This window comes from Simiduia litorea (assembly GCF_042853465.1).
Lineage (GTDB): Bacteria > Pseudomonadota > Gammaproteobacteria > Pseudomonadales > Cellvibrionaceae > Simiduia > Simiduia litorea.
The window spans coordinates 2938819-2964714 of sequence record NZ_AP031497.1 but is presented as its reverse complement, the minus strand read 5'-3'; the positions used below and the strand labels follow the sequence as shown (position 1 = coordinate 2964714).

Annotated in this window: 26 protein-coding genes; 13 read left to right on the top strand and 13 right to left on the bottom strand. The window is 48.6% G+C overall.

The genetic code is table 11. From position 1 onward, the window contains the following. Positions 1 to 21: 21 nt before the first annotated feature. Genes ACGHTT_RS13130 through ACGHTT_RS13115 form a run of 4 tightly spaced genes read left to right on the top strand, consistent with a single transcriptional unit; the run spans position 22 to position 2688 of the window. Positions 22 to 1065, top strand: coding sequence for an NADP(H)-dependent aldo-keto reductase (locus ACGHTT_RS13130; protein ID WP_390595054.1), 1044 nt, complete (start codon positions 22 to 24; stop codon positions 1063 to 1065). 40 nt (positions 1066 to 1105) lie between these two features. Further along, positions 1106 to 1630 carry an outer membrane beta-barrel protein gene (locus tag ACGHTT_RS13125; protein WP_390591160.1) on the top strand — a complete coding sequence of 175 codons (525 nt, stop codon included), beginning with the start codon at positions 1106 to 1108 and terminating at the stop codon, positions 1628 to 1630. 58 nt (positions 1631 to 1688) lie between these two features. Continuing rightward, entirely contained in the window at positions 1689 to 2102 is a 414-nt protein-coding gene (locus ACGHTT_RS13120; protein WP_390591158.1) for a hypothetical protein, read from the top strand. Beyond that, positions 2086 to 2688 (top strand): glutathione S-transferase family protein, encoded by a 603-nt coding sequence (locus ACGHTT_RS13115; protein ID WP_390591155.1) that lies wholly within the window; start codon positions 2086 to 2088, stop codon positions 2686 to 2688. Before ACGHTT_RS13120 ends, ACGHTT_RS13115 begins: the two co-directional genes overlap by 17 nt. On the opposite strand, the gene ACGHTT_RS13110 is transcribed toward ACGHTT_RS13115, so the two are convergent. From ACGHTT_RS13110 to ACGHTT_RS13100, 3 genes are read right to left on the bottom strand one after another with little or no spacing between them, the layout of a single operon-like run. After that, on the bottom strand, positions 2672 to 3589 hold the full coding sequence (locus tag ACGHTT_RS13110) for a patatin-like phospholipase family protein (RefSeq protein WP_390591154.1): 918 nt from the start codon (positions 3587 to 3589) through the stop codon (positions 2672 to 2674). The two genes, ACGHTT_RS13115 and ACGHTT_RS13110, sit on opposite strands and share 17 nt — an antisense overlap. Further along, complete coding sequence (locus tag ACGHTT_RS13105) at positions 3579 to 6701, bottom strand: efflux RND transporter permease subunit (protein ID WP_390591151.1); 3123 nt, start codon at positions 6699 to 6701, stop codon at positions 3579 to 3581. The genes ACGHTT_RS13110 and ACGHTT_RS13105 overlap by 11 nt, the downstream gene beginning before the upstream one ends. Next, the gene (locus tag ACGHTT_RS13100) at positions 6701 to 7756 is read right to left on the bottom strand and encodes an efflux RND transporter periplasmic adaptor subunit (protein ID WP_390591149.1); all 1056 of its coding nucleotides are present in this window, start codon (positions 7754 to 7756) and stop codon (positions 6701 to 6703) included. Before ACGHTT_RS13100 ends, ACGHTT_RS13105 begins: the two co-directional genes overlap by 1 nt. 178 nt (positions 7757 to 7934) lie before the next feature. Here ACGHTT_RS13100 and ACGHTT_RS13095 point away from each other — a divergent pair, with 178 nt between their 5' ends. Continuing rightward, positions 7935 to 8255, top strand: coding sequence for an antibiotic biosynthesis monooxygenase family protein (locus ACGHTT_RS13095; RefSeq protein ID WP_390591148.1), 321 nt, complete (start codon positions 7935 to 7937; stop codon positions 8253 to 8255). 203 nt (positions 8256 to 8458) lie between these two features. Here ACGHTT_RS13095 and ACGHTT_RS13090 read toward each other — a convergent pair whose 3' ends face one another. From ACGHTT_RS13090 to ACGHTT_RS13045, 10 genes are all read right to left on the bottom strand, one after another. Further along, the gene (locus ACGHTT_RS13090; protein ID WP_390591145.1) at positions 8459 to 9412 is read right to left on the bottom strand and encodes an HAAS signaling domain-containing protein; all 954 of its coding nucleotides are present in this window, start codon (positions 9410 to 9412) and stop codon (positions 8459 to 8461) included. A 2-nt stretch (positions 9413 to 9414) separates the two neighbouring features. Beyond that, complete coding sequence (locus ACGHTT_RS13085; RefSeq protein ID WP_390591144.1) at positions 9415 to 9780, bottom strand: PadR family transcriptional regulator; 366 nt, start codon at positions 9778 to 9780, stop codon at positions 9415 to 9417. A 398-nt stretch (positions 9781 to 10178) separates the two neighbouring features. After that, positions 10179 to 11054, bottom strand: a complete 876-nt coding sequence (locus ACGHTT_RS13080; protein WP_390591143.1) for a GIN domain-containing protein — start codon at positions 11052 to 11054, stop codon at positions 10179 to 10181. A 13-nt stretch (positions 11055 to 11067) separates the two neighbouring features. After that, the gene (locus ACGHTT_RS13075; protein WP_390591141.1) at positions 11068 to 12441 is read right to left on the bottom strand and encodes a hypothetical protein; all 1374 of its coding nucleotides are present in this window, start codon (positions 12439 to 12441) and stop codon (positions 11068 to 11070) included. Continuing rightward, complete coding sequence (locus tag ACGHTT_RS13070) at positions 12438 to 13310, bottom strand: ABC transporter ATP-binding protein (RefSeq protein WP_390591140.1); 873 nt, start codon at positions 13308 to 13310, stop codon at positions 12438 to 12440. Before ACGHTT_RS13070 ends, ACGHTT_RS13075 begins: the two co-directional genes overlap by 4 nt. Continuing rightward, complete coding sequence (locus ACGHTT_RS13065) at positions 13310 to 13681, bottom strand: GntR family transcriptional regulator (protein WP_390591139.1); 372 nt, start codon at positions 13679 to 13681, stop codon at positions 13310 to 13312. Before ACGHTT_RS13065 ends, ACGHTT_RS13070 begins: the two co-directional genes overlap by 1 nt. Positions 13682 to 13716: 35 nt before the next feature. After that, positions 13717 to 14637: a GIN domain-containing protein gene (locus ACGHTT_RS13060; protein ID WP_390591138.1), complete on the bottom strand. Its 921-nt coding sequence runs from the start codon at positions 14635 to 14637 to the stop codon at positions 13717 to 13719. Between the two features lie 28 nt (positions 14638 to 14665). Then, a complete protein-coding gene (locus ACGHTT_RS13055; RefSeq protein WP_390591137.1) occupies positions 14666 to 14998 on the bottom strand; it encodes a hypothetical protein in 333 nt (110 codons plus the stop codon). Positions 14999 to 15292: 294 nt separating this feature from the next. After that, positions 15293 to 17263: a hypothetical protein gene (locus ACGHTT_RS13050; RefSeq protein ID WP_390591135.1), complete on the bottom strand. Its 1971-nt coding sequence runs from the start codon at positions 17261 to 17263 to the stop codon at positions 15293 to 15295. A gap of 115 nt (positions 17264 to 17378) precedes the next feature. Beyond that, on the bottom strand, positions 17379 to 17699 hold the full coding sequence (locus ACGHTT_RS13045; protein ID WP_390591133.1) for a hypothetical protein: 321 nt from the start codon (positions 17697 to 17699) through the stop codon (positions 17379 to 17381). A 219-nt stretch (positions 17700 to 17918) separates the two neighbouring features. On the opposite strand from ACGHTT_RS13045, the gene ACGHTT_RS13040 reads away from it, so the two are divergent. The 8 genes from ACGHTT_RS13040 (at position 17919) to ACGHTT_RS13005 (ending at position 25844) form a co-directional block, all read left to right on the top strand. Further along, positions 17919 to 18341, top strand: a complete 423-nt coding sequence (locus ACGHTT_RS13040) for a GNAT family N-acetyltransferase (protein WP_390591132.1) — start codon at positions 17919 to 17921, stop codon at positions 18339 to 18341. Positions 18342 to 18515: 174 nt separating this feature from the next. Beyond that, complete coding sequence (locus ACGHTT_RS13035) at positions 18516 to 19961, top strand: glycosyltransferase family 39 protein (RefSeq protein WP_390591131.1); 1446 nt, start codon at positions 18516 to 18518, stop codon at positions 19959 to 19961. A gap of 22 nt (positions 19962 to 19983) precedes the next feature. Then, positions 19984 to 21282 carry a phosphatase PAP2 family protein gene (locus tag ACGHTT_RS13030; protein WP_390591129.1) on the top strand — a complete coding sequence of 433 codons (1299 nt, stop codon included), beginning with the start codon at positions 19984 to 19986 and terminating at the stop codon, positions 21280 to 21282. Further along, positions 21279 to 22505: a glycosyltransferase family 9 protein gene (locus ACGHTT_RS13025; RefSeq protein WP_390591127.1), complete on the top strand. Its 1227-nt coding sequence runs from the start codon at positions 21279 to 21281 to the stop codon at positions 22503 to 22505. The genes ACGHTT_RS13030 and ACGHTT_RS13025 overlap by 4 nt, the downstream gene beginning before the upstream one ends. 13 nt (positions 22506 to 22518) lie before the next feature. Continuing rightward, complete coding sequence (gene gloA, locus ACGHTT_RS13020; protein ID WP_390591125.1) at positions 22519 to 22902, top strand: lactoylglutathione lyase; 384 nt, start codon at positions 22519 to 22521, stop codon at positions 22900 to 22902. A 144-nt stretch (positions 22903 to 23046) separates the two neighbouring features. Next, positions 23047 to 23586, top strand: coding sequence for a Crp/Fnr family transcriptional regulator (locus ACGHTT_RS13015; RefSeq protein ID WP_390591123.1), 540 nt, complete (start codon positions 23047 to 23049; stop codon positions 23584 to 23586). 185 nt (positions 23587 to 23771) lie between these two features. Continuing rightward, the gene (locus tag ACGHTT_RS13010) at positions 23772 to 25334 is read left to right on the top strand and encodes a SulP family inorganic anion transporter (protein ID WP_390591122.1); all 1563 of its coding nucleotides are present in this window, start codon (positions 23772 to 23774) and stop codon (positions 25332 to 25334) included. Between the two features lie 60 nt (positions 25335 to 25394). After that, positions 25395 to 25844 carry a DUF4442 domain-containing protein gene (locus ACGHTT_RS13005; RefSeq protein WP_390591120.1) on the top strand — a complete coding sequence of 150 codons (450 nt, stop codon included), beginning with the start codon at positions 25395 to 25397 and terminating at the stop codon, positions 25842 to 25844. Positions 25845 to 25896 lie beyond the last annotated feature (52 nt).

Genomic DNA, 25896 nt, shown 5'->3' with positions numbered 1-25896 from the left:
GCGAGGTAATACAGCGTGGCCATTTGCTATAAAAATTTAGGCACCTCAGATTTAAAGGTTAGTAATATTTGCTTAGGGACCATGACCTTTGGCGAGCAAAACACGCAAGACCAAGCCTTCGAACAAATGGATTACGCAGTTTCTCAGGGCATCAACTTTTTTGATACCGCAGAGCTCTATCCGGTGCCACCCAAACCAAGCACCCAAGGCGCTACTGAAACCATCGTGGGTAATTGGCTCGCGCAATCCGGTCAGCGCGATAAAATTATCTTGGCCAGCAAAGTTACCGGGCGCGGCGATGCCAACTCTGGTGTGAGTCATATTCGCCAGGGGCCTAGGCTTAATGGCGATCAAATTCGGCGCGCTATTGAAACCTCATTAGAGCGGTTAAAAACCGATTACATCGATTTGTATCAAGTGCATTGGCCTGAGCGACGCGCCAACTTCTTTGGTCAATTTGGTTACAATCACAGTGATGATGACGGCGTTGCCATTGAAGATACTTTGGCCGTGCTGGAGGAACTCGTTGAATGGGGTATGGTTCGCCATATCGGTATTTCTAATGAAACCCCTTGGGGGACGATGGAATATTTGCGCCTGGCGCGCGAGCACAACATGCCCCGTATCGTGTCGATTCAAAACCCCTATAATTTATTGAATCGGAGTTTTGAGGTGGGGCTTGCCGAAGTGGCGATGCGTGAAAAAGTTGATTTATTGGCTTACTCGCCGTTGGCGTTTGGTGTGCTGAGTGGCAAGTATTTACACGGTGCTAGCCCAGAGGCGGCGCGCTTAACACTCTTTAGTCGCTTTACACGCTATAAAAATGCGGAGGCAGAAGCCGCTACGCAAGCCTATGCCGAGCTTGCCAAGGCCAATAATGTGTCTTTAGCTCAGATGGCGCTAGCCTACATTAACCAACAAGAATTCGTTGGCAGCAATATTATTGGCGCCACTACCTTGGCGCAGCTAAAGGAAAATATTGAGAGTGCCAATGTTACTTTGTCTGAGGCGGTGAATCAGGGCATCGCCGATATTCACAAGCGCTATACTATTCCTGCGCCTTAGTTTTTGGCGACTGAAAAATCAATAGCGAAAGGTGAAAAGGATGGTATATCAGAAATTTTCCGCAATATTACTGGCCGTAATAAGCCTAGTGGCTCTGTGTTTTTCTGTTGACACACACGCCGATGAACCTAAGGCCAGCACCAGTAAGGGCGGTCTGTATTTAGGTGTAAAAGGCATATTGAATGAACTCAAGCCGGAAGGTACTGACAATGCCGGTGGTGTTGGGCTTTTGATTGCCGATCACTACCACAATGGCTTCGGTATGGAAGCGGAAATTAGCCGAAGTAAAGCCGATGTCAACTTGCTGGATCTCGCCGAAGACTACACCTTAGACGCTGCTGGGTTATACGGTGTTTACCGCTCGCCTGGCGCATTTTACCTGAAGGTGCGGGGTGGCATTGTGTGGAAACGCCTCGCCATTGGCGATGAGAGCTCTACCCGCACGACCTTCGGTGGTGGCGCCGGTATAGGTTACGATTTCGGCCGCGTCTTGGTGGAGGGCGAATATACCTATATCGATAAGGACGTCGCCCAGTGGGGGCTCTCGGTTATTGGCAAGTTTTAGCAGCTGGCTGAGAAATATCAGATTCTCGTAAAGTTTATCATGGCAATAGGATGTGCCGATGTGGAATAAAATTCACCTGTGGCTTGGTTGTCTACTCTTGGCGGTTTTTTTGCTGACAGGGTTATACATGGAAAGTCAATTTCCAGCCTTGTATCAAGGCGATCAAGTTATGCGCTTTATGTACCGCGCCAGCCATATTTATTTGCTTTTCGCCGCACTTGTGCACTTAGCATGGTCGCACGCTGCACCATTACCAAGCCAAAATACGTTGTTATATGTCGCCCCTAGTGTGGGCCTTATTTTGGCGAGTGTGCTTCTGGTGGTGGCCTATTGGGTTGAACCAGCGAACCGTATGGATGAAAGAGGTTACACGCAAATTGCTCTGGTGATATTAATCATAGCGTCGATTTTTCGGGTGTTATTGCATCTGACAAGATCTAAAAAGGAAATAGGGCATGAAGTTATACGGTGATGTCCGCTCGGGTAATTGTTACAAAATTCAGTTGCTACTCGCCCTAGTTAATAGTCCTTATGATTGGGTGCCTGTGGATATTTTGAAAGGCGAAACTCAAACGCCGGATTTCCTAATTAAAAACCCCTCGGGAAAAATTCCACTGTTAGAACTCGATGATGGCCGTTATCTTTCAGAGTCGAATGCTATTATCAATTTCTTGGCGGTGGGAAGCACTTATTTGCCCAGTGATACATTTACCTTGGCTAAACTCCAGCAGTGGCAATTTTTTGAGCAATATAGCCACGAGCCCTATATTGCCGTTGCGCGATTTATTAATAAGTATTTAGGTTTGCCTGAGGCGCGCAAGGCCGATTATATCGCCAAGCAAGTGGGTGGGCACAAGGCGTTAGCGGTGATGGAGACTCAGTTAAAAAAGACGCCTTTCCTTGTGTCAGACCAGTGTACTACAGCGGACATCGCTCTCTTTGGTTATACCCACGTGGCGCATGAAGGCGGCTTCGACTTAGATCAATATCCGTCCATTCAGCGATGGATAAAGCGTATGCAAGGTCTCCCTGGCTTTGTGCCTATGGTGTCGAGTTAGCTTTAGCGGTTGTACCCATTACGATATTGGCTTTGGCGGCATCGTAGCCGAGTTGGATGATTTCTTTTGCCCGTTCAAATTCAAGCGTGGCGCAGGCATCGCGCGCAATGTTGATGCAGATATCCGGTGGGTAGGCCGCTAATTTTTGCCGCGCAATCGTGCTTTGCATCGCGTCGAAAGCCTGATTGGCAATGTCGTACATACCCCAAGCACTGCTATGGGACTGACTGGGAAGTGGCGTGAATTTTTCGATAAAGTGTTGGATTTTTGGGTGTAGTTTGGCGCTCAGCGATGAATCTTTTTTAGCGGCGGTCGTTGCTTGTTTTTGTTTTTTTCCCTCAGGTGAGCCGCCTAGGTTCACCGCAATCGTTAAGTCGGTGCCATCGCCAAAGGTTGGCGCGATAGGCACTGGATTCAACACGCCGCCGTCAATTAGCGCTAGGCCATTAATCACATGGGGAGTGAAAAATAATGGCAGCGAAATGGATGCTCTAAGTGCATCGAAAATTCGCCCCTTTTGAATCCATATTTCCTTTTCGCCTTGTATGTCTGCGGCGACAGCGGTGAACTTAATGGGCAAGTCTCCAATGTGGTGATCGCCGACCAGATTGACCAGTTCGGCAATGATTTTATCGCCCTTAATTAGGCCACTTTTTTGCCATGAGAAATCCAGTAGTGCGACTATGTCGACCTTAGTGAGCGAGCAAACCCAATCTTCGAAATCGGGTAACTTTCCGCAGGCATAGATGCCGCCAATGAGTGCGCCCATGGAGCAGCCGCTGATGGAGTGAATATGTAGATCATTTTCTTTAAGCCAGCGAATTACGCCGATATGGGCAAGACCGCGTGCGCCGCCGCTACCTAGCACTAAAGAAACGGATTTGCCGGGTTCAATGACCAAGGGTTTTATCCTTTACGTTCTGATCGAGTTCGCTATCGAGTTGCTTGGCTACATAGCCGGGTGTACCGGCGAATTTGGCAAACACAGAATAGGCCACAGGAATGATAAACAGCGTGAATACGGTGGCGGCTAAGACGCCATAAAACAACGTGACGCCGATCATGATGCGCGTTTCCGCGCCGGCGCCAAAAGAAAATATTAGCGGCAGGGCGCCAGCCATGGTGGTGATACTTGTCATCACGATGGGCCTTAAACGCACGGCAGACGCTTCCATGATGGCGACTTGAATATCTTTTCCGGTTTCGCGTAACTGATTGGCAAACTCCACGATCAAGATGCCATTCTTCGCCGCCAAACCAATCAACATAAGCAGAGCAATTTGACTGTAAATGTTGAGCGAGTTACCCGTTGTCCAAAGGCCAAAGAGACCGCCGGCAATCGCCAAGGGCACTGTTAGCATGATGATCATGGGGTGAATAAAACTTTCAAATTGCGCTGCCAAGACCAAAAACACGACGACTAAACCGAGCACAAATACGAAGATGATGGATTGTCCGGCAAACTTATAATCGAGCGAGTCACCTTTGTAATCGATTTGTGCATACTCGGGGAGATTCTCAGCCACTAGCTTGTCCAGAAAGTCTAAGCCTTCTCCCAAGGCCAGACCATTTAAGTTGGCTTCCATGGTAATAGCGCGGATTCTGTTGTAGCGATTTAGTGTGCCAGAATCGGCAAAGGCTTCTAGCGTTACCAAGTTTGACAACGGAATAAGCTCGCCGCTGCGGGCCGAGCGAACGTAGATGTTTTGCGTATCGGTTATCGATCGCTTGTCATCGCGTTCACCTTCTATGATGACGTCGTACTCTTCGCCGTTATCGAGGTAAGTTGTCACACGGCGCGAGCCCAGTAAGCTTTCTAAGCTCGTGCCAATCGCGTTAACGGTGACGCCTAATTCGGCGGCGCGATTGTAGTCGATGATTACTTTAAACTGCGGTTTAGTCTCCTTGTAATCCCAATCAATATCGGTGAAGCCGGGGTTGTTTTCATTAATGAGAGCCATGATTTGATCGCGCCAACCGGCCAACTCTTCATAGGTAGAACCGCCCAAGACGAATTGTACAGGTTTGTTATTACCGCCTCTGATGCCTTGGCGCATCACCGGGAAAGCGCGAACACCGGGCAAGTCACTCATGCGTTGCCGCATATCGTCCATGATTTCCCACGCCGAGCGGCGGTCGCTCCAATCGTTTAAGGTGACAATCACAAAGCCACCCGAGAAATCGGTGGCGTTGCCGAAGCTTCTTGGTGCCCGAATGAGTACCCGCAGTGCTTCGCCGTTTTCAATAAAATGCTGCAGTCGCGCTTCAATCTCGTTCATATAGTCGACGCTATATTTGTAGCTCGCACCCTCGGGCCCGTTGACCATGATGAAAAATGAACCGCGATCTTCTTTCGGTACATATTCGCTCGGTATGCTATTTAGCATCCAGGCGCCGGCGCCAAACATAAATAGAATCAGCGCTGCGGCAATACCTGTTCGAGGGAGTAATTTCTGCAGTAGGGTTGAATAATTGGCTTTTATTCTGGCAAACAGGTCATCCATGAAGCGAACCAGCACGGTTGGCTTAGTATTTTTTTTCAATAATTTTGTTGCCATGACCGGTGAAAGTGTTAAGGCAACAAAGCTTGAAAAAATAACAGCGGCGGATAGCGTGAGAGCGAATTCGGTAAATAATTGACCTATGTCACCCTCGAGGAAGGTGATAGGCACGAACACTGATACCAACAACAGCGTCGTTGCCACTACGGCGAAACCGACCTGTCGGGTGCCTTTGAAAGCAGCGACTAAAGGCGTTTCATGTTTTTCTTCAATGCGACGGTGGATGTTTTCGAGCACCACAATGGAGTCATCCACCACTAGTCCGATCGCCAATACAAATGCCAGCAGGGTGAGCAGGTTAATGGTAAAGCCCAGTGCAAAGAGAATGATGGAGGTGGCGATGAGTGACACCGGAACGGTGACCGCGGGAATCAACATAGCGCGCACGCTACCCAAAAATAAATAGATAACGAGCACCACCAGAGCGATGGCAATCGCTAAGGTTTTGTACACTTCGTTGATCGATGCCTCAATAAATACAGAGGAGTCATAGCTGGGTTTGATTTCCATGCCCTTGGGTAGGGTTGGGTTTAGGCGCTCCATTTCTCGCTGCGCATTGCGCGCAACGTCGATGGTATTGGCGGTGCTTTGCTTCGATATGCCGAGCCCAACCATGGGTTGGCCGTTACCGCGAAATAGGGTTCGATTCTCTACAGTGCCACGCTCGACCCGAGCGACGTCTGCTAGGCGCACGAGGTAGCCATCTTTACCTTGACGTAATACCAGATTTTTAAAATCGTCTTCGGTGCGAAAGGTGCGCTCGACCCGCACGGTAAATTGACGCTCGATGGATTCAATGGAGCCTGCGGGTAGCTCGACGTTTTCGGAGCGTAGTGCATTCTCGACGTCGCTAACGGTTAAACCTTGGGCGGCTAGCGCCTGGCGGTTAATCCAGACGCGCATTGCAAAGCTTTGCGCGCCGCCCACCCGCACCCGGGCAACGCCGGGTAATACACTGAAGCGGTCGACCAGGTAGCGCTCTGCGTAATCGGTCAGTTCGGGTAGCGTTAAGTTAGTGCTGACTAAGTTGAGCCAGACGATGGCTTGGTCATCGGCGTCGACTTTTTGGATGTCGGGAGCGTCAGCTTCGCGCGGTAGTGAGTCTCTAACGCGAGATACACGATCGCGAATATCGTTGGCGGCGGCGTCAATATCGCGCGATACATCGAATTCAACCGTGACATTGGAGCGCCCGTCTTCGCTCGAAGATTGAATATATTTAATGCCTTCAACGCCAGATATGCGGTCTTCAATGACTTTGGTAATGCGGGTTTCAACCACGCTGGCGCTAGCGCCAGCGTAGCGTGTTTCGATGGAGACAACCGGTGGATCGATATCAGGGTATTCGCGCAGGGGTAAACGGTCGAAGGCGACCAGCCCGAAGGCCACTAACAGCAAAGAGAATACGGTGGCTAATACGGGGCGGCGAATGGAGAGGTCTGACAGTACCATTATTTTTGCCCTGCCGTTTTATTTAACAGGCTGGGTAATCTTTCGCCCAGGGCCTGTTCGGCCAATACCTTGACTTCAGAGCCATCTCGCACCTTAACCGTGCCATGGGTGACGACTCTGTCGCCAGCCTCTAAGCCGGTTAGAATTTCCACCGAGCCGGGGATGCGACTGCCGATGGTCACGAGTGTTTTAGTGACGGTGCTGGGTGAGCCGGAGGTAATTTTCATCACGTAGTGTTGACGGCCTTCGGGTATGAGGGCGTCTTCTGCAATGATCAAGGTTTTGCGTGAGTCCTTAAACAACCTTACACTCATTAAAAGCCCTGGGCGCAGGCTATGATCGGGGTTTTCGATAATGGCACGCACGCGAATGGAGCGGGTGATGGGATCGACGCGGGAATCGATGCTCGCGATGGTGCCTTCAACGGCAAGATTGTTCAATGCTTTAGCGGTGGCTTGAATGCGTAGGCCTTCGCTCAACGCGGGTAGGTAGGTTGACGGCACAGAGAAGTCGAGCTTCATTCGCTCGTCGTCATCGAGTGTGGTGATAATATCGCCCGGGGTTAGCAGCGCTCCGACGCTGACATTGCGGATACCTACCTTGCCGTTAAAGGGGGCGACGATAAATAGATCTTGCATCTTGGCATCTAAGCCATCGAGCCTCGCTTGTGCCGCGAGAAATTCACGCCGTTTTTCGTCCAGCTGCGACTGCGGCGCTAGGCCATCCTTAGCGAGGGTTTTAACCCGCTCATATTGGCGCGACGCTTCATCAACCACCAAAAACTGTTCTTGGCGTTGGGCGATCTCTTCGGCAGCGTTGAAAGAGACGAGTTTTTGCCCAGCCTTAACGCGCTCGCCATCATTGAAGTGCAGTGCGGTAATGCGCTCTGTCACATTGGCTGAGAGGTCGACCGACTCATTGGCTCTTAGCGTACCGAGTGCCTCTAGGGTGTCGGCAAAATCGGTTAGCGTTACCGTTTGGGCGTAAACCCCCGTGGCTGCCGCTTGGCTGAGATAGGGCAGAAAACTGCAGAAGATAAGCATCGCGATGCGCATAAAGGAGTCCGTCATGAGTCAAATGAAAAACAAAGGCGTTAAAATAACCTAGCTGGTTTCGCTGGTACGACTAAAAACCTGTAGCCTATCTGTTGTGTGCGACAAAACGACAGCATTTTGCTACTAAAGTCGTTAATTTTGCGACTAACACCATAAATCGTCGATAAAGGATTTTTTCATGCTGCCATTTGCCAACACGCCACCGCCACCTTATTACGCCGTCATCTTTAGTTCTACCCGCACGGAGGTAGAGCAGGGCTATAGTGAAACGGCCAACGCCATGGTCGAGCTGGCTAGCCAGCAGCGAGGCTTTTTGGGGGTTGAGTCGGTGAGAGATGCTGATTTGGGGATTACAGTCTCTTATTGGGCGGACTTAGAGGCCATTAGAGCTTGGAAGCAACAAGCTGATCACCAAATGGCACAAGAATTGGGTCGGGAGCGATGGTATGGGAATTATGTGACTCGGATTGCCAAAGTTGAGCGGGATTACGCTTTCTAGCGCCCCTTTACGGTTTTAGGGCGAAAGGATGCGGAGCGCTAGGTTAGGGGGCCGTGAGACAGTTAGGGTAAAAGATTATCTAGCAGCCTTGGAACTTTCCCTGCGAGCTGCGCTCAAACAAACATGACGTGCTTACTGGCATTCATATCTCCCCGATGATGTTTATATTGCCGCTCCTTTGAGCGGCTTTTTTTTTGCCTTGGTTAAGGCACCTGTTTCCAGCGCAAGGCATCGCGGCCGATTTCATACACGGAAAACCCGGCGATCACTAACAGCATCCATGTTACTGAGTCAGATAGGTGGTTGAGTAGTACTTGGATGTCTACGTTGGTGCTGACAAATATTGGCAGCTGGTCGCTGGGTAGTGTTAACAACAGCGCCAAGAGAAGTAGGGTGATGATGTTGAGGCCTATATTGCTCGCTAGGGTCGGCCTTTGCCAATAAGGCACGAAGCAGAGGTAGAAGCGATGCAGCGCAAACAAGCTGGCTAGCACGCCTAAGGCTGGGATTAACCAACCATAGAGGTCTGCCGCGAGTGTGTTACCGAGCGCTAAGCGCCAGGTGTTAAAAGGTGAAATCCAGCCGAACATCCACGCGGCGAATAAGGTGTATGCCACGACACCAAAGGCCGACTCATTTTGTGAAATTTTATTCCAAGCTGGTTGAACTAAGGGTAAATCGTCGGGCCGCCAGTTATCGAGTAGGCTGAGTTTGTTGATCTGTTCCTCAGCGAAATAAAACACCAAAGTAACGAGGGTAAAACCCCAAACGAAATGCCCCAGAACGTTACCGGCAATATTGAGCGCCATGCCTATCGGACGCACATCAGCGGCGTAAAGGCTTGTTGCAAGCTCAATAGCACAGAATAACCCCACGAGTATCCAAGCTAACCACCGCAGTGTTTGCTTATAAATTTCCAGGAGCGGTTGGCTAATGAGGGCTTGTCGAGAGTGGAATGCACTAGCGTAACGGGCCGGATGCCCCAATTCTGCGATGAGCGCCTTGGCGTCTGCGTCTAGGTTTTCGCCGTTAGTGTGATTTGTACGCTCCTCCAGTTGATCGAGTAGGTTCGCCTCTAGCTCGTCGCAAATATCTTGCCGTTGCTGTTTGGGCAGGTAGGGCGCTAATGCCTGCAGGTACCGTGTCGTCCAATTCATTGTTACTCCTCCGAAGCGCTTTCATTAGGTGAATGTGTTGAGTTTTCTATTTGGGTGAGGGCATTGGCCAGATGTTGCCACTCGTGTTGCAGCCGAGGTAACAGCGCGTTACCCAAGCTTGAAAGTCGATAGAATCGACGTTTACGTGACTGTTCTTCGCGCCACTCGCTGGTTAACACAGCTTCTTTTTCAAGTCGTCTAACCAAGGGATAAAGGGTGCCTTCATCGACGTCGAGGCCATGATCACTAAGGTATTTACGCAGAGAGTAGGCGTAGTGCTCGCGTCTAAGAGCCAGTAATACGGCCAGTACTAAGGAACCTCGCCTCAGCTCTTGGGTCATTTTTTGTAGGAGTGGATCGGAGTCCATTGACGTTACATCCTCTTCAATATATATGCTGTGCGTCGCACAGTATTTATACTAGGTGGTGCACAGTATGTGTGTCAAGCCTGAGATTTGATCTGGGTTTTCTGGGGGGAAGCCCTTTGGGGGTGAGCTTGAACCGCCTTTAGTGGGATTCAGAAGATAAATCCACGAAAGTTAAAACTTCCGGGAACTAATGTGATTGCTTGCCATCAAAGACTTATATGAATGCTCAAGTGTGTTTTTCATATGTCTCCTCATTGATGTTTTCTTAAGCCGCGACTTCGCGGCTTTTTTTTGGCTGCAATAAAGAGCGATGCTAAGGCTTGAGCGGATTTTATACAGTCTAACGAAATAGGCTTTTACCGTGTTTGAGGGGGCAGTGGCAGGTTAGCTGTGGGCCATTAATAATAAATTTTTGCTTGATAGCCGCCAACAAGGTGGGTTATTGCATTGCCCTTTACCTGTGTTTCTGGGTTGCCGTAATAAAATACCCGGCTTTCATCCTCGGATGTTGAATGAAGTTGCTGGTTTACTTTTAAGGTTAACTGACTGTTATCCGAGAGTAAGACATAGGCGCGATCGGTAGAAAAGCCCTGTCCTTGACACTTGCTCGAGCCGTCCATTTGCAAATGAAGATCTGTAGTTTGTCCTGCTAGGTGGCTGTCGATGGAGCCATTTATGGACGCGTGCAGTTGGTCGGTAAATAGATTGTTTGTCTTTAAGTCGCCGGTGCCGTTAAATGATACCTCTAGAGTGTCTGTGCTTAGGTTATCAACACGCGTGGAAAACTTCCCGTTTAATGCTAGGGTTAACTGAGAATGGTGTAAATTTTCCAATAGAATTTCCCCCAGTCCGTTTGCGTAAATCGATAAATTTGGCGTGTTTAGACGCTGTATCTTCGTCGCAAGATGGCCATTAAGTGTAATATTTTCCGGTGTCGCAAGGGTTAGTTGATAGGTGATAGGTTGCTGGTCTAGGTTTCTATCCAACAAGCGCCACCAAAGTTGTTGGGCTTGGAACCAGAAGGAATCTAACCGTGTGTCGGTGATGCTCAAATGCCCTTGTTCTGCAGTGATTTCAATGTACGGGCTTATGTCTTGCGCGGCGATCAGTGTGAGCTGGTTCTGCTGGCCGCCCTGTATTTCGACCTTGCCAAAAGCATTTATTTTAACAGCCTTGGTCGGTGACAGCAGGTACTGTTGTTGATGCCCGCTGTCACCATAAACCCAAGCGCTGGATAGAGCTGACATGAACAGGCAGATGATAAAAATCTTCATGTCAGATAACTCTCTATACTTCGTAGCGATTGTTGCGCAACCAAACTGCCGCGTAGAGCAAGCCGGCGCCGATGATTAAGCCGATCCAAAGACCTGGGTTCGTTAAAAAGGCTCCAACGTGATTAAGTCCCGCTTTTTCAAACAGTAAGAAGCCTGCCTCGCCGTTGTCTTGTATTGCCACGCCAGGGATGCGACGCGAAATCGCTTCAACAATCCACGTGCTGCTGAACACAAGCTGCTCGGTAATGATTAAGGCTGCCGGCGGTAATAATGCAAACATAAAGGGCGAGCGGCGTGCAGCAGCGGATGCAAAAATGAGCCATGCGAACAAGGGAAGGCACCATAAGGCAACGCCTATAGCGGTAATCCAGTGCTGCATTGCGAAGCTAAATAGATTAATGCCTGCCAGTAGCTCCCAAGGCGTCGTGCTCGAAGAGTAACCTGCGACATAAATCATACTTAACAGTGTGAACGCGATGCCGACCAATAGCCCAGCGAGAACCGCGATGGTTGGTAAGACAAATATACCGATTGAAAATTTAGTTAATGTATTTTGTGTTTCAGAAACCGGCATGGACTTCCAAAACAATACACTGTTGTCTTTTCTGTCTGTGTATAGGCAGGATAACAGGTAGAAAATACCCACAATCATCATAAGCCCACTGAATATTACAAAAAATACCCGAACAACATCATTGATAGAGGCAATATTGTCATCGCTAAAACCCAGTGCTTCATCACCTTTAATCACAATAACCTGAGAGGGGAATTGCCTGATATTTTCAGTCTCTGACGGTGCAGCTGGCACTGCAGGCACAGCAGGCACTTCGGGTGCCGCTGGCGGTTGCACATGACCATTCGATAGCGCTCTGTCTAGCTCGGAAATTTCACGATCTATGTTGGCAATTTCGCGACTCACCTGACGCTGGACTTCAGCGCTAATTTGTTTGTGGTCGATGTCGGTGGCGACCTGACCTAAGTCAATGTTAATACCAAGACGAGAAAGTTGCTCCTGGGTTTGCGCAAGGTCTTGGCGCGCAGACTCCAATTCACGCTCCATTTCCTCTGGGTCAGACTCGGCGCCGTGTTGTTGAAGGTCGTTTCTCGCTTGGATTAAACTCTCGCGTGCCGTTTCGAGCGCTTCTCTATGTTGCTGCTGATCACTAAAATCGATATCGAGGTGCATTTTTCCGTTGCTAAACTCATTACTTGTTGTGAAACGGAAGTCATCATCCTCGAAAACATACTCAATAACATTGGTGGCATACAGGGTTAATGCTGCGGTCATTAAAATCGCGATAATGGCAGCACCAAAAAAGGGTAGGCGGATGAAAGAGCCGCGGTATTCCCAAAATTCACGCTTGAAGGGTAATAAGTAACGATTCATTTTGCTTGGCCCCAACTTAACTGTGGTTGAATTTTCGCTACGAAAAGATCTGTGATGCTTGGCGTATGAAGGCTGCCAAGGCTTTCTAGCGTGCTTCGATCTTGATTTTCGTAAAGCAGACTGTAGCCACCTAATCGTGGTGTTATGTGAATAGGGTTCAATGCCGCGGCGGCGTCTCTATCCTTATTGCTGATATGCACTTCGGTAAAGGTTTCGCCAATATCTTCCATCGCCATATTTAAGGTGACTTCACCGTCATTGATAAAAATCAAATCCGTGAGAATTGTTTCAATCTCTTCAACCTGATGGGTTGTGATAAGAATGGTTTTTTCCTCGTCAAAATAGTCGTTTAGCAATGCGGTATAGAATTGTTTGCGATATATGATATCTAACCCTAGGGTCGGCTCGTCGAGCACAAGTAGTTTGCTATCGATAGCCATAATCAACGCAAGATGTAGTTGGGTAATCATGCCCTTTGATAGGCTGCCAACTTTGGCGTCTTTTTTGATTTTTGTTTTGGTTAAAAAAGTTTCTGCCTTGGTGCGATTGAATCGAGGGTGTACACCAGCGACATAGTCAATCGCTTCATTAACTTTTAGCCAGCGCGGGAGAATGGCTGTGTCGGCGATGAAGCTCACTTGCTCGAGTAGCTGCGTGCGTTGTCGTACTGGATTCATGCCGAGCACGCTGAGCTCGCCTTCAACTTCTGCAAGACCGAGTATGCCTTTCAGTGCGGTGGTTTTACCTGCGCCATTCGGGCCGATCAGTCCAACGATTCGCCCAGGCGCTATATCAAAACTGACCTGATTTAGGGCTTTATGTTTACCGTAACGTTTGGTTAACCCTTTTGCTTGGATAACAGCGTTCATTATTCAGCTCCTTCCAAGGCGGTGTTTATGTGTTCTAGCAGTTCTTTCTTGCTGATACCGAGTTGAGCAATTCTTTGTAGCAGCTGCGGAAGCTCAATACTTAAAAACTTCTCGCGCTCTGCCTTAGAAATGTGTTCCCTGGCGCCTTCGATAACAAACATGCCCAATCCCCTTCTTTTTTCCACTAAACCCTCATCTACCAATTCTTGATAGGCTTTTGATACAGTGAGGTGGTTAATTTGGTATTCGGAAGATACCGCTCGCACTGAAGGGATAGCATCGCCTTCGAGGTAAGCGCCTTCCATTATTAAGCCCACCATACGATCTCGTAGCTGGCGATAGATGGGTTGATCATCATTCCACTGTTGCATAATGCGTACCTTATAACGTGGGAACTTATGAAATATTAAGGCTTGATACCCTGGGATTTCACACTGCTTGCACCACTTGTATCCGCTTCTACTCGGGGCTGGCCGTAATATTTCACATCGGACGCGCCGCTTGCATCGACAACCAATTCATCGGTCACCCAGACCACGGCATCGGCAGAACCGCTTAGGTCCAGTTCTGCGGTTGCACTTTTTAATTCTGCTGCAGAGTAGTTTCCAGAACCGCCTATATCGACAGATTGGCGCTGTACACTACCCTGACCAATGGAAGTATCCCCAGAGCCTGCCATGTTCACCTCTAGCTCTTTTGCGGTGAGCTGATCGACGTTAATGTCGCCTGAGCCGGCAGTGTCAAACTCTACTTTTTCGACAACACGAATGTCGGCGATACTGACATCGCCGGAGCCAGCGGTACTTAAATCTAACGTGTTGGCGCTAATGCTTTTAGCTTTAAAATCGCCAGAGCCTGCGTTACTCACGTCCATTTGCTTGGCGTTAATGTTTAAGAAAACAGTATCACCCGACCCTGCGCGCTCAAGTTTGAAATCATCAACAGTCAAATCTGTTGCCAGTTCCACATCTATCGAGCCAGCAGTAGATATCTTATTGAGTGATTTCAGGGTGAGCTGGTAGTGAATTTTATTGTCAATTTTAAAGAAGCCCCAGTTGCTGCTATCTTTCAATCGAAGACGAAGGGTGCTGCCGCGCGCATCAACTTCGATGCGCTCCATCATTTTTTCGCTAGCGATAATCTCTAAACTCTCGGTATCACCCTGGCTAAGCGTCAGTAAGCCTGGGCCTGCAACTTCGACTCGGTCAATGTTTGAAATCTCGACCGTTTTCTTTAGTAGATCATCCGCTTGTAGATTGGCCGCCAAGCAAAATAACGCAGCGCCTAGCAACCAACCCAACTTTTTGACGTGTGTAAATGTATTCATGTGACTCTTCCTAATTCTGTTTTAAGGTTTAAAAACCGGCCATATTCATTGCGACTTCTACTGCACGCTTGGCGACTTTCTTCGCACTAGCCATAGCGAGTTCAGTGATTTGAATTTCAATTTCTTGGCCGTTGATCAACTGGCGATAGGTCCAGGTGTTGCCCTCTTTCGAGGCTTGCGCCGTTAAGGGTGAAACTTGAACCGCGATATCGGCATCTACTTGAGCTTCAATTTGAGCTAAAGCCCAAGTGGTATCAACCTGTGGAGCGGGCGCCTGAATGGCTGGCGCTTCATCAGCGGCGATGGTGCTAGTACTGGCGATCATTAAGCTTGCGATTAACAGGTTTTGAAAAGTGTTCATTGTCATGTCCTATGTTCAGATTGATTGACATTGGATCTACAGACGACGTCCTTGCTGATCCGGTGTTATGCCTAACTATAACACTAGTTTTCTATATCGCAATAGGTCTGTGCATTTTTTTTACAGTTTTTAATGTAAATTTTATTTTTTCTATATAAAACAATGGGTTGCATGTCAATCTTTTTTGGGCGTTTGGCGTTGTTTAGCGATGTGGTTATGACCGGAGGTGTTAAACCACTGATGGTGGGGCGGGTAATGTGGGCGTGTTGGCGCTAAACGGGCGGGGTTGGTGCACTAGTTTTTAATGCTTTTTAACTTTTCCATAATCTTGGTGAATTGTTTGCGGACTATGGCGCGGTTGGCTTCGAGCAGCTGGGTGCGTTGATTGGCTTCATCGCCCATCGCTTTGAGTACCGATTGCTGGCCTGGCGTAGCTTTTTCGCCCACCAGCATGTGCGACTGATCAACGATGTTTTGGATGATGGATTGGGTTTCCTCGCGCTGGTATCGGTACTGTGCTTCTAGATTGCTGCTAATAGTCTGCAGCATTTCATTAAAGTATTCGTAGTTGTCTAGTTGCTTGCTCATGTTTTTCTGCGCCGCCACTTTGGCTGCTAGGTTGGAGCTAAAACCAAATATGGTATGTAAATACTGCTTCTGTATATCGTCGATAGATTGTTTGCTGCCATTTTGTTTGAGTATTGCTCGTGTATTTCTGAAGTGAATGGCGATATGCTGTTTTTTTACCTGCACTTCGTCGCCGGGTTCAAATTCCATTCGTTCAATCAGCTGTTTGTCTTCCTTGGTGAGTTTACCCATCGCGGCTATGTCAACATGATTTCCTTTGACTGTCAGTCGAATTAAGGATTCAAAGCCGAGTTCGGAAATGGCGTGTTGCAATACCGTAATCAAGTCTTCTAGGGAGCCTGATTCGATTGCGTTGGTCATGAACTCAGTGAGAAATTCTGTGTTTAGGTTCAGATTTACCAGCTCTTTGACGCTCGATTCTAATTCTCGCTGGGTTTGTTGATCTTTTACATGTTCTAAAATTTCTTCGTCGGGTTTGTCTTGGTAGTGTTTTTGTAGCTCTTCGCGCTGATCTTGTAATTTCTTCAGGTCTGAATAAAGTGTTTCCACTTCATTTTCAAGTATCTTTATGCAGCCCTCTGACTCCATCAGGGCGCGTTTTAGTTTGTCCAGTTCCATTCTTTTGTTGCTATCCGCCGCAGAGCCGTCGGTTAGCTCCGCTTCAAGTGCTGCAATAGTACTTTCCATGGAGAGGATGGACTTGCGCTGATCAAAAATGGTTTTTTGTAGGCCGTCTATATTTTTTTTGCTTTGAGCGCCAATGTTTTGCGTGTCGGCTATCAGCTCGTCGAATATGTTGTCTTTTTTATCTGTTTCATCTTTTGAGGCTCGAATAACGCTAAGTAACGTTTCGTTTTGCTTCTCATCGGGGTTTCCGGTGTTAATTGCTTGATCTACGTAGGCTAAGCGTTTTTTTGCGTCATTTAGATCTTTTTGTAAATTGGCGGACTCGTGCTCCATTTTGTAGAGCATTCGTTCGTACTCAGCCACGCGAACCTCAAGGTCGGTTTTGTTTTTCTCCTCTTTGAGCATTGATGTGAGATTTTTGGTGTGTTGCTTTTGTTGCTCTATATGCCTAAATAGCGTGTCTCCGCTTCCGGCAGCTTTAGTTGCTGATTGATGGGTAATGTCAACCCCGCGGGAAAACTTGAGCATGTAACCCGATGATTTGTTCTCGCCGTTCGTTTTGATATTAGAGTTTTTGCCTACCCAGTCTTTGTCGCCCAGCTTTTCCAGCCTGTCTTTCAGTAATTTTAGTTTTTCCCGTAACTCAGCGTTTTCCATCCCCGTGCGTTTTGCTTCTGTCGACAGCATGCCAATAAGTTTGTTTATTTCCACTTTTAGTATTAGCCAGTAATCTTTTCCATTTTCGGGTTGTTTAAGTGCTCGTCGCTCGGCGTTGAGATAGGCGCAGCGCACACTGGTAACCAGTGGGTTTAAGGCTAGTTCGGTGCCGAGTTCCGTTTCGGAAAGCGAGCGGGTGCGTTTTAATTGGCTAATGAAGTAGGAGATGATATTCAGGTCGACAGGGGTTTCAGTGTTAGCATCTCCAGCCGCAGGATTTAATCGCTTGGCCAGTCGAGAAAGGCGTTGTTTTAGGCGGTAGATCATATAGCCGCAAAAGCAGCTAACAAAAACTAATTCGGCGATGATAATGATGTAGATGGTTTCAGACATCTAGTTGTCCGCAGTCCGTGTGGGCTTGTTAGCGAGTTAGTTTTGGTTGCGCTAGCGCAATTGACTAGCTTGCCTTCAAGCCTAGCTCTTACCGGTGCGTTGTGCCAGCTGGGGCCTACTCTTCTACCCACTGCCAGCGCAGAGGTTGACCAAAATCGTCGTAAATCATCTTTTTTCTGGGTTTGCTTGCACGCTTGATGGTCTTGTTTAGCGGGCGAGCATGTCGTCTAGCCTCGATTGCGGTGACGATGCCTTGCACGGGTGTGCGCGTTTGCTGCTCTCTATCGAAGCTTATAGGAAGAGGGGGCGTGGTGGTTGGCTCGCGACCACTGATTCCTCTAGGAATGCTACTAACGGCGCCACCATCACCAATAAAGGCATTAATTTGCTCGTTAATTTCATCCCGTATTTGGGCTTTGGTCTTTAGCGGCTTCATGTCACATTCAGTTAAAGGCATTCAACGGGTTAGGGTAGTACAGCTAAGGGGTCCGATACAACGCTGGTCGACGGGTTTAGGGTCGATCGACGTGCTGCTTCGCTAATATCGAGGGTTTAAACGCTGCTTGCTCCGGTAATGATAGGTCTTTAGTTGTGGCGAGTAAGCTAGGAGTATTGCTAAATTAGCCGCCAACATTAACAGGAGAGGGTCTTAGGTGTGATAAAGCTAGCTGTAACTGATGCAGAGATCATGTCGTGTTTTCCGGTGCTGGAGCAATTGAGGCCCAAGCTCGTCAAAGGGCGATTCCTTAAACAGGTGCGTCAGATGCAGGCGGAAGGTTTCCAGTTGGCATTTTTGCAGGATGAGGGGTGCGTTGTTGCGGCGGCGGGGTTTCGGGTGTCCAGCAATCTGTTTATGGGTAAAAACCTGTACGTGGACGACCTCATTACCGATGCTAAGCACAGGTCCAAGGGTTTCGGTGAGGAGATGATTGCCTGGCTGGAAGCCTTTGCTCGAGTTCAAGGCTGCCATGTGCTACATCTCGATAGTGGAACCCAGCGCCAGCAGGCACATAAATTCTACTTTGCGCAGGGCTTTCCAATTACCAGCTTTCACTTTGCTAAAGCCCTAATTGATTGATTTTACAGGCTTTCCTTGAGATTAGGGGCCAATGCTGCACTAGGACTCGTGCTGATGCAGGCCTAGTCGGCTCGCGCAAGGGCATTCTTTAACTACCACCGGCATTTGTTGTTGCCGCGCCTGTGGTCGACTGGGATAATGCGCCCTTTTGTTAAAATCTAAGGTTGTGCCAAGGTGCAAGTGAAGACTCACTGGTTCGCGTTACCCCACGTCGGTTGGGGTCTGATTTTGCTTTTTCTAGGCGCGCATCTGTTGGTGGCGCCTCTTGTTGGCCTTGGGGTCGATGAAGCCCATTATGCGCTCTACGGCCAGCGTCTTGACTGGAGCTACTTTGATCATCCACCCATGGTAGGTTGGCTGCACTGGCTGGGTTTACAGTTTGGTGAGACTGAGTTCTTCGTGCGCCTACCGGCGATCTTGTTATGGCCTCTCATCCTGCTTCAAATATGGCAGTTGAGCCGGGTTTGGTACGGCGATACCCGCGTCGCTAATACCGCCGTTGCCCTGCTGGTGTTTTCGCCGCTCGTTGCGGTGTTAGGTTTTGGCTTGGTGCCCGATACGCCCTTAATCGTGGTTTCACTGCTGTTGGCCCAGCTAGTGACACGTATTGAGCTTGCCGATGGCAAGGTGCTTTATCACTGGCTCGGCTTAGGTGTGCTGTTGGGCTTGGCGGGCTTAAGTAAATACACGGCGGTTTTTCTCGCGTTGGCCTTGCTCGTGGTGTTGGTTTGGCACAAGCGCTTACATTGGTTAGCTGGACCTGGGCCTTGGTTGGCGGTTGCGTTGGCCGCAGTGGTTGTTTTTCCTGTGTTTTACTGGAACTGGACTCACGATTGGATGTCTTTTAGTTACCAATTTAATCATGGTGCTAAAGGCGATTGGTCTGCGCTCGACTCCTTGCGCTACGCACTTATTCTGCTTTTGAGCTTCGGTCCGTTATTGGTGTTGGCCGCTACGGTTGGTGGTTGGCGGGCAAATGGCTTGGGAGCCTCTGTTATTGCGCAAAAGGTGGTGTTACTCACCGCTTTACTGCTGCTCGGTATCGCGTTGTGGTCGGCCGGTAACGGCGAAGATTTACCCCACTGGACAGTGATGAGTTGGGTCTTGTTAAGCCCCTTTGCGGCCAAGTGGTTGTTAGCTCGTTGGGCGGGATCGAATGGGCCAATGAAGTTATTGCTTGGGTTCAGTGGGCTGATTTCAGTGTTAACCACCTTCACGCTTTGGCTTTTGTTGGTTGCGCCACCGCTGGCGAGTGCACCGCAACTGGCTCAGGCCGTGCGTGATTTACACGGTTGGCCGGAGGCGTCCGCGCGTATTCTCGCCCTTAAAAGTGCAATGCCCAGCGATACGCAGTTGTGGGTAACTAACTGGTCGATCGCAAGTCGAATTGCGTGGTACACGCAAGAGCCTGTACAAGTGCTGAGTAGTAAACCGAGTCAGTTTTTACTCTGGTGGGGCGAGCCGGAAGCGCCGGCACTGTTGGTTCGAGTCGAAAAGCGCAGGCCTTCGTCGCCGAGTGTGAATCCGCCAGCGGGGGTTAGCTGCACGTTGTTGGACGCACTAGATTTTACTATGGATGGCGTAACGATTAATTATTTTATGTTTTACCAATGCCAATAAAATCAAATAAGTAGGTTTGCTTTTGAATACTGATACCTTGAGTCCCGAAAATTTGTTCGGGCTACTTGCGCCTCCTAGCCCGTTGCCGCGCCAGACGAGACTGGAAAATGCGTTGCTTGTGTGTGCCTTAATGTTTATGGCCTTGGGGTTGGCGCTTTTTAGTGTCCAAACTTGGAATCAAGAATTGTTTTTGCAGCTTAATCACGGCTTCACCGTTATTCCCCCAGATGGTCGCGCATTTTTTACCGTACTTGGCGATGGATCAATCGCAGCGTGTTTAGCGCTGGCTGTTTTCATTCGCAATCCTCGGGCCCTAGCGTATATTTTTTTAGCCGCACTGCTGGCCGGCATTCTTGTTCAAGTGCCTAAGTTTTTGTTTGATGCGGCGCGTCCGCCAGCGGTGTTGGATCTGCAAACCTTCTCAATTGTGGGCAAAGGTATTAAGGCGCACAGTTTTCCTTCAGGGCACAGTGCTTCGGCGGTATTAGCTGCGACGGTTGTGAGTTTGTTTTGTCGCCGTTTGTGGCTGTCCTTAATTGTCCTTAGTGTCGGCTTTGCTGCAGCCTTGTCGCGTATTGCCGTTGGTGTGCATTGGCCGGCCGATGTGCTAGTAGGTAGCGCTCTTGGCCTTTTTGTCGGTGTCCTGATTGTTCGACTGATAGGTTATGAGCGAGTCAACGTTCCTCGCTGGGGTCAGGCGTTGTTGGTGATGGGCTTGGCCGCGGTCAGTATTAATGGATTCTTACACGACACGAGCTACGAACAGTTTGTGGGTGTGACCGCCATTCGTTGGGTGTCTTCCGGTTTGGTCGCCGGCGTTGGTTTATATTGGCTCGCAATACTCCTCTGGCCGTTAGCTGAGTGGTTAACGCAAAAATTGTTTAAGGAGTCTGCGGGAAAATCTTTAACTCGAGTGTTTAAGTTTGGCATGGTTGGTGGCAGCGGTTTCGTGGTGGATATGAGTCTTTATGCGCTGTTTCACTCTGTATTTGGTTTGAACCTATTAATCGCACGGTCTGTGGCCTATTGGCTAACCTCCAGCTGGAATTGGTATTTAAATCGAATTTTTACTTTCAAAGATGCCGATAATGGTCGAAAGCGAGATCAATGGGCGAAATATCTGATCATGTGCCTTATTAGCTTTGTGCCAAGCATGGGCACTTTTTATGGTTTGACCCATTATTTCGCATTCTTTATGGAGCATAGCCAACTCGCATTAATCGCTGGCGTCGTTGCAGGAGCCTTATTCAATTATGTGGTGGCGGGCTTTTTGATATTTAAGGTATACGGTCAAGATAACGAAGAGAGCACAGAACAATGAAAGTAGATACAATGCGAAAAATCGACCGTTGGGCGGGTATCCCACTGTGCTTTATTTTGTCGGTCTGGTTTACCTTGTGGCAGCTATTGTTTAAGCCTAAAAAAGTAACAGCAAAGAATGTTTTGTTTTTAGAATTGTCCGAAATGGGTAGCGCAATTATTGCAGACCCCGCTTTGCGCTATGTCAAGGAGCAGGAAGGCACACAGATTTTCTTCGCAATTTTCAAAAAAAATGTCGGTAGCTTACAGCTTCTAAATACTATCGATGAGAAAAATTTATTTACCTTTTGCGAAGATAACTTGTTCACTCTGGTGGTTGATACCTTTAGGTTTATGTGGTGGTGCCGGAAACATCGTATTGACACGGTTATCGACATGGAAATGTTTTCTCGGGTGTCTGCGCTGTTATCGCGAATTACTGGCGCCGTGAACTTGATTGGTTTTGTGGCCTATCACAGCGAGGGCTTATATCGAGGTAATTTTTTAACCCGGCCCGTGATTTACAACGCCCATCACCACATCGCAAAGAACTTCATGGCGCTATCGCACACGGCGATGTCACAGGAAGAGCAGTTGCCTTTCTGTAAATCGTTGATAAAAGATGAGGATATTGTGCTCGCGCAAGCGCCTCGAGATGAGGCGGCTATTGGACGGGTGCAAGCTACCCTAGCTGGACTCTATAGTGATTATCGCGCCGGCCAGCGAGTGGTGCTGATTAATCCCAACGCTAGTGATTTACTGCCTCAGCGCCGTTGGCCCGCTGAACATTTTAAAGTAGTGATTGATAGCTTGTTGGCTCGCTATGAGGATATTTTGGTGGTCATCACTGGTGCGCCGGCGGAATTCCCAGGGGCGCAGGCGCTGTGTCAATCTGTTGCTAATCCACGTTGTGTTAACTCCGCTGGTAAGTTTGCGTTTAAAGATTTGGTGCCGCTGTATTTCGTCGCCGACATGATGTTAACCAATGATTCTGGTCCCGGCCATTTTTCAGCGGTAACACCGTTGCGTAGTTTTGTTATCTTCGGCCCGGAAACGCCAGCTTTATACAGCTCACTAGGTAATTCTTCAGCCTTGTACTTAGGTTTAGCGTGTTCGCCTTGTGTGAGTGCGGCCAATCATCGAAAAACGGATTGTGTGGATAATCGCTGTGTAAAGGATTTGTTGCCAGAACTCGCGCTTGCGGATATTTATCCACATTTAGACAAAATTGTTTCGACCCAATAAAGGGGGAATGTTGATGCGTCTTTTACATACCATGTTACGAGTGGGTAACCTTACAACATCAATCGCCTTTTACACGGAAGTAATGGGCATGACCTTGATTCGTCAGCACGATTATCCCGAGGGTAAGTTTACGCTCGCGTTTTTAGGCTATGGCGATGAAAAGTCGAACACGGTACTTGAGTTAACCCATAATTGGGACACTGAGAGCTATGAGCTCGGCAGTGGGTTTGGCCACTTAGCTATTGAGGTGCCCGATGTTTATGCGGCGTGTGAGCGTATTCGCACCGCGGGTGGTAAAATTGTACGCGAGCCAGGCCCTATGCAACATGGTTCTACCATTTTGGCTTTTGTTGAGGACCCTGATGGTTATAAATTGGAGCTGCTTTCCCCTAAGTGACTCAATGCTGCCCGAGGTTAACAGCCGAGCCTATGCGCTCGGCTTTTTTATCGCTAGGTTTTCTGCGATGAGCGGTTGAAACTTTTGTCTGTTGCTATGTCTAAGTGTTGAGGTGCTTGTGCGGCCTCGCAATTGGAGATGCCTATGACCTGTTATGATGCGGTGAATTTTAGTCGTTGGCGCAACGATAGCGGTAATCAGACTCGTAGCGAAGACTACATAGAGCGTTTCGTGTTGCCTACAGTAAAGGCGTCGGCGCTATTTGGTGGCGTTGACGCTGATAATTTGTCGGGTTTGCTGCACCGCTGTTATTTGAAAGTACTGCGTCCGGGCGAGTGTGTTTATCGTCGTGGCGATCTTCCGGAGGCAGTTTACCTCTTGATTTCAGGTAAGGTGCGCTTGTCTGTGGTGGCTGATCTGTCCACCATTGTTAAAGAGGATTTGGGCTCGGGTGCGACGTTTGGCGACACGGCGTTGTTGGGAATTCAGCCCCGCAGCGACACGGCGACTTGTCTTGAAATGGCTGAAATTTTGGCAATATCCAGTCAGGTGTTGGCTGAGCTGCAGAATCAATACCCCGCATTATTTACCTTGCTTTTGTTAAATATGTCGCGCGATATCAGTCGCCGGCTCATTCATCATGATCAGCTCTTCTATGAATTCAACGGACAATCGGCGCCTTAGCCATTGTGGCAAGGTGTCTCCGTGGTCTATTGCCTGCTTTTCTGCTAGCATATGCGCCCTTTCAAGCGGGTGCGGTTAGCCTTTTTGCGATTATTTCGTTGGGGCTGCGCGCTTATTAACCTGGTTTTAAGCTAGGTGTCATTGATCTGCTGCTAGGCTAATGCTTACGTTATTTGGGGTAATCCATGTTTAATCTTATTAATGGCGCTCAGTCGAACGTCAAGAACGACCTGTTGTCTGGGATGACGGTTGCGTTGGCGCTGGTGCCAGAGGCGGTGGCCTTTGCTTTTGTTGCTGGCGTTGAACCAATGGTCGGCTTGTATGCGGCGTTTATGATGGGACTTTTGACCGCGGTATTTGGCGGCCGGCCCGGGATGATTTCTGGCGCAACAGGAGCCACCGCGGTAGTGATGGTATCGCTGGTGGCCGAGCATGGCGTACAGTACTTATTTGCGATGGTTGTGCTGGCGGGACTATTACAAATTTTGGCTGGCGTGCTGAAATTGGGTAAGTTCATTCGCATGGTGCCATATCCCGTTATGTTGGGCTTCGTGAATGGTTTGGCCATCGTGATCTTCCTTGCGCAAATGGGGCAGTTCATGTTGAAAGGCGATGATGGCAGCATGCATTGGCTACAAGGTGAGATGCTTTATACCATGGGTATTTTGATTGCTGTGACGATGGCAATTATGCACTTCCTGCCGAAAATTACTCAGGCAGTGCCGGCTGGTTTGGTGGCGATTATTGCCGTAACCCTAGCGGTATTGGGATTAGATTTAGAAGCTCGCACGGTGATTGATTTTGTTCGCGACATGCTGCCGGCCGAAGAAGCAGCAACGGCGACCTTGAAAGGCGAGCTACCCAGTTTTGCAATCCCGTCAGTTCCCTTCACGTGGGATACCTTGGTTATTATTTTTCCTTACGCCATTATTATTGCCGCTATTGGTTTGATCGAGTCTTTACTGACGTTGTCGCTTATCGACGAAATAACGGACACACGGGGCAGCGGAAATCGCGAGTGCTTAGGTCAAGGTATTGCGAATACCGTTAACGGGTTCTTCGGTGGTATGGGCGGTTGTGCGATGATTGGCCAGAGCATGATTAATATTAATTCCGGTGGTCGCGGTCGGCTTTCCGGTATCAGCGCTGCCGTTGTATTGCTGTTGTTTATTTTGTTCGGTGCGCAATACATCGAGATGATTCCGTTGGCCGCTTTGGTTGGCATTATGTTTATGGTGGTGTTGGGCACCTTCGAGTGGTCGTCGCTGCGCATCATTCGGAAAATTCCGCGCTCCGATGCGCTGATTTTAATTTTGGTTTCTGCTATTACAGTGATATTTGACTTGGCAATTGCTGTTATAGCCGGTGTCATAGTGTCGGCTCTGGTATTTGCTTGGCAACACGCTAAACACATTCACGTACATACTTATATTGATGAACAAGGTTACAAGGTGTATGAATTGCGCGGGCCGATATTTTTCGGTTCAGTGGCGAACTTTAAGGAGTTGTTTGATCCAGCCGCTGATCCCGAGCATGTGGTGATCGAGTTTCAGCGTTCTCGCGTTGCTGATCACTCGGCCATTGAAGCGATTGATTCGCTGGCGGAAAAATACCGCGCTGCTGGTAAAACGCTGCATTTGAGGCATCTGAGTAAAGACTGCATCTCGCTTTTGCACCAAGCGGGCAATCTCTGCGAGGTCAATGTATTGGAAGACCCCAATTATCGGGTTGCTACTAATGAAATTTAATATCTAGTAAGAAAGCCGGCTCGCCGGCTTTTTTATTGTCGATTTTTAAGGATGTAGAGTGTGAAACCAGATGTTCTCAGGCGGTTATTAAATTGGTACGGGCCTTATTTAGGAGCCGGGGTAAAAGTCACTTACATGGCAAAGGATTGGCGTGAATGCCATGTTGAGTTGAAGTTGCGTTGGTATAACAAGAACTATATGGGTTCGCATTTCGGCGGTAGTTTGTACTCTATGGTCGATCCGCAGTACATGCTTATGTTGATTAAGCTACTGGGGCCGGATTACATCGTTTGGGATAAGGCTGCGCATATTGAATACATCAAACCAGGGCGAAGTCGAGTGCATGCCAAAATGTCTGTGAGTGATGAGGCTTTGGCTGACATACGCCACCACACCGAACAAGGTGATAAATATCTTCCCGAATTTTCAATTGACGTGATTGATGAGGAGGGCGTACTGGTTGCCAAGGTTTTGAAGACGTTATATGTTCGACGCAAGCTGAAAATGTAGTGTGCCCGTTGTTCTTTTTCAGTGATCAAGCTGGTTAACGTTTTTTCTGTGG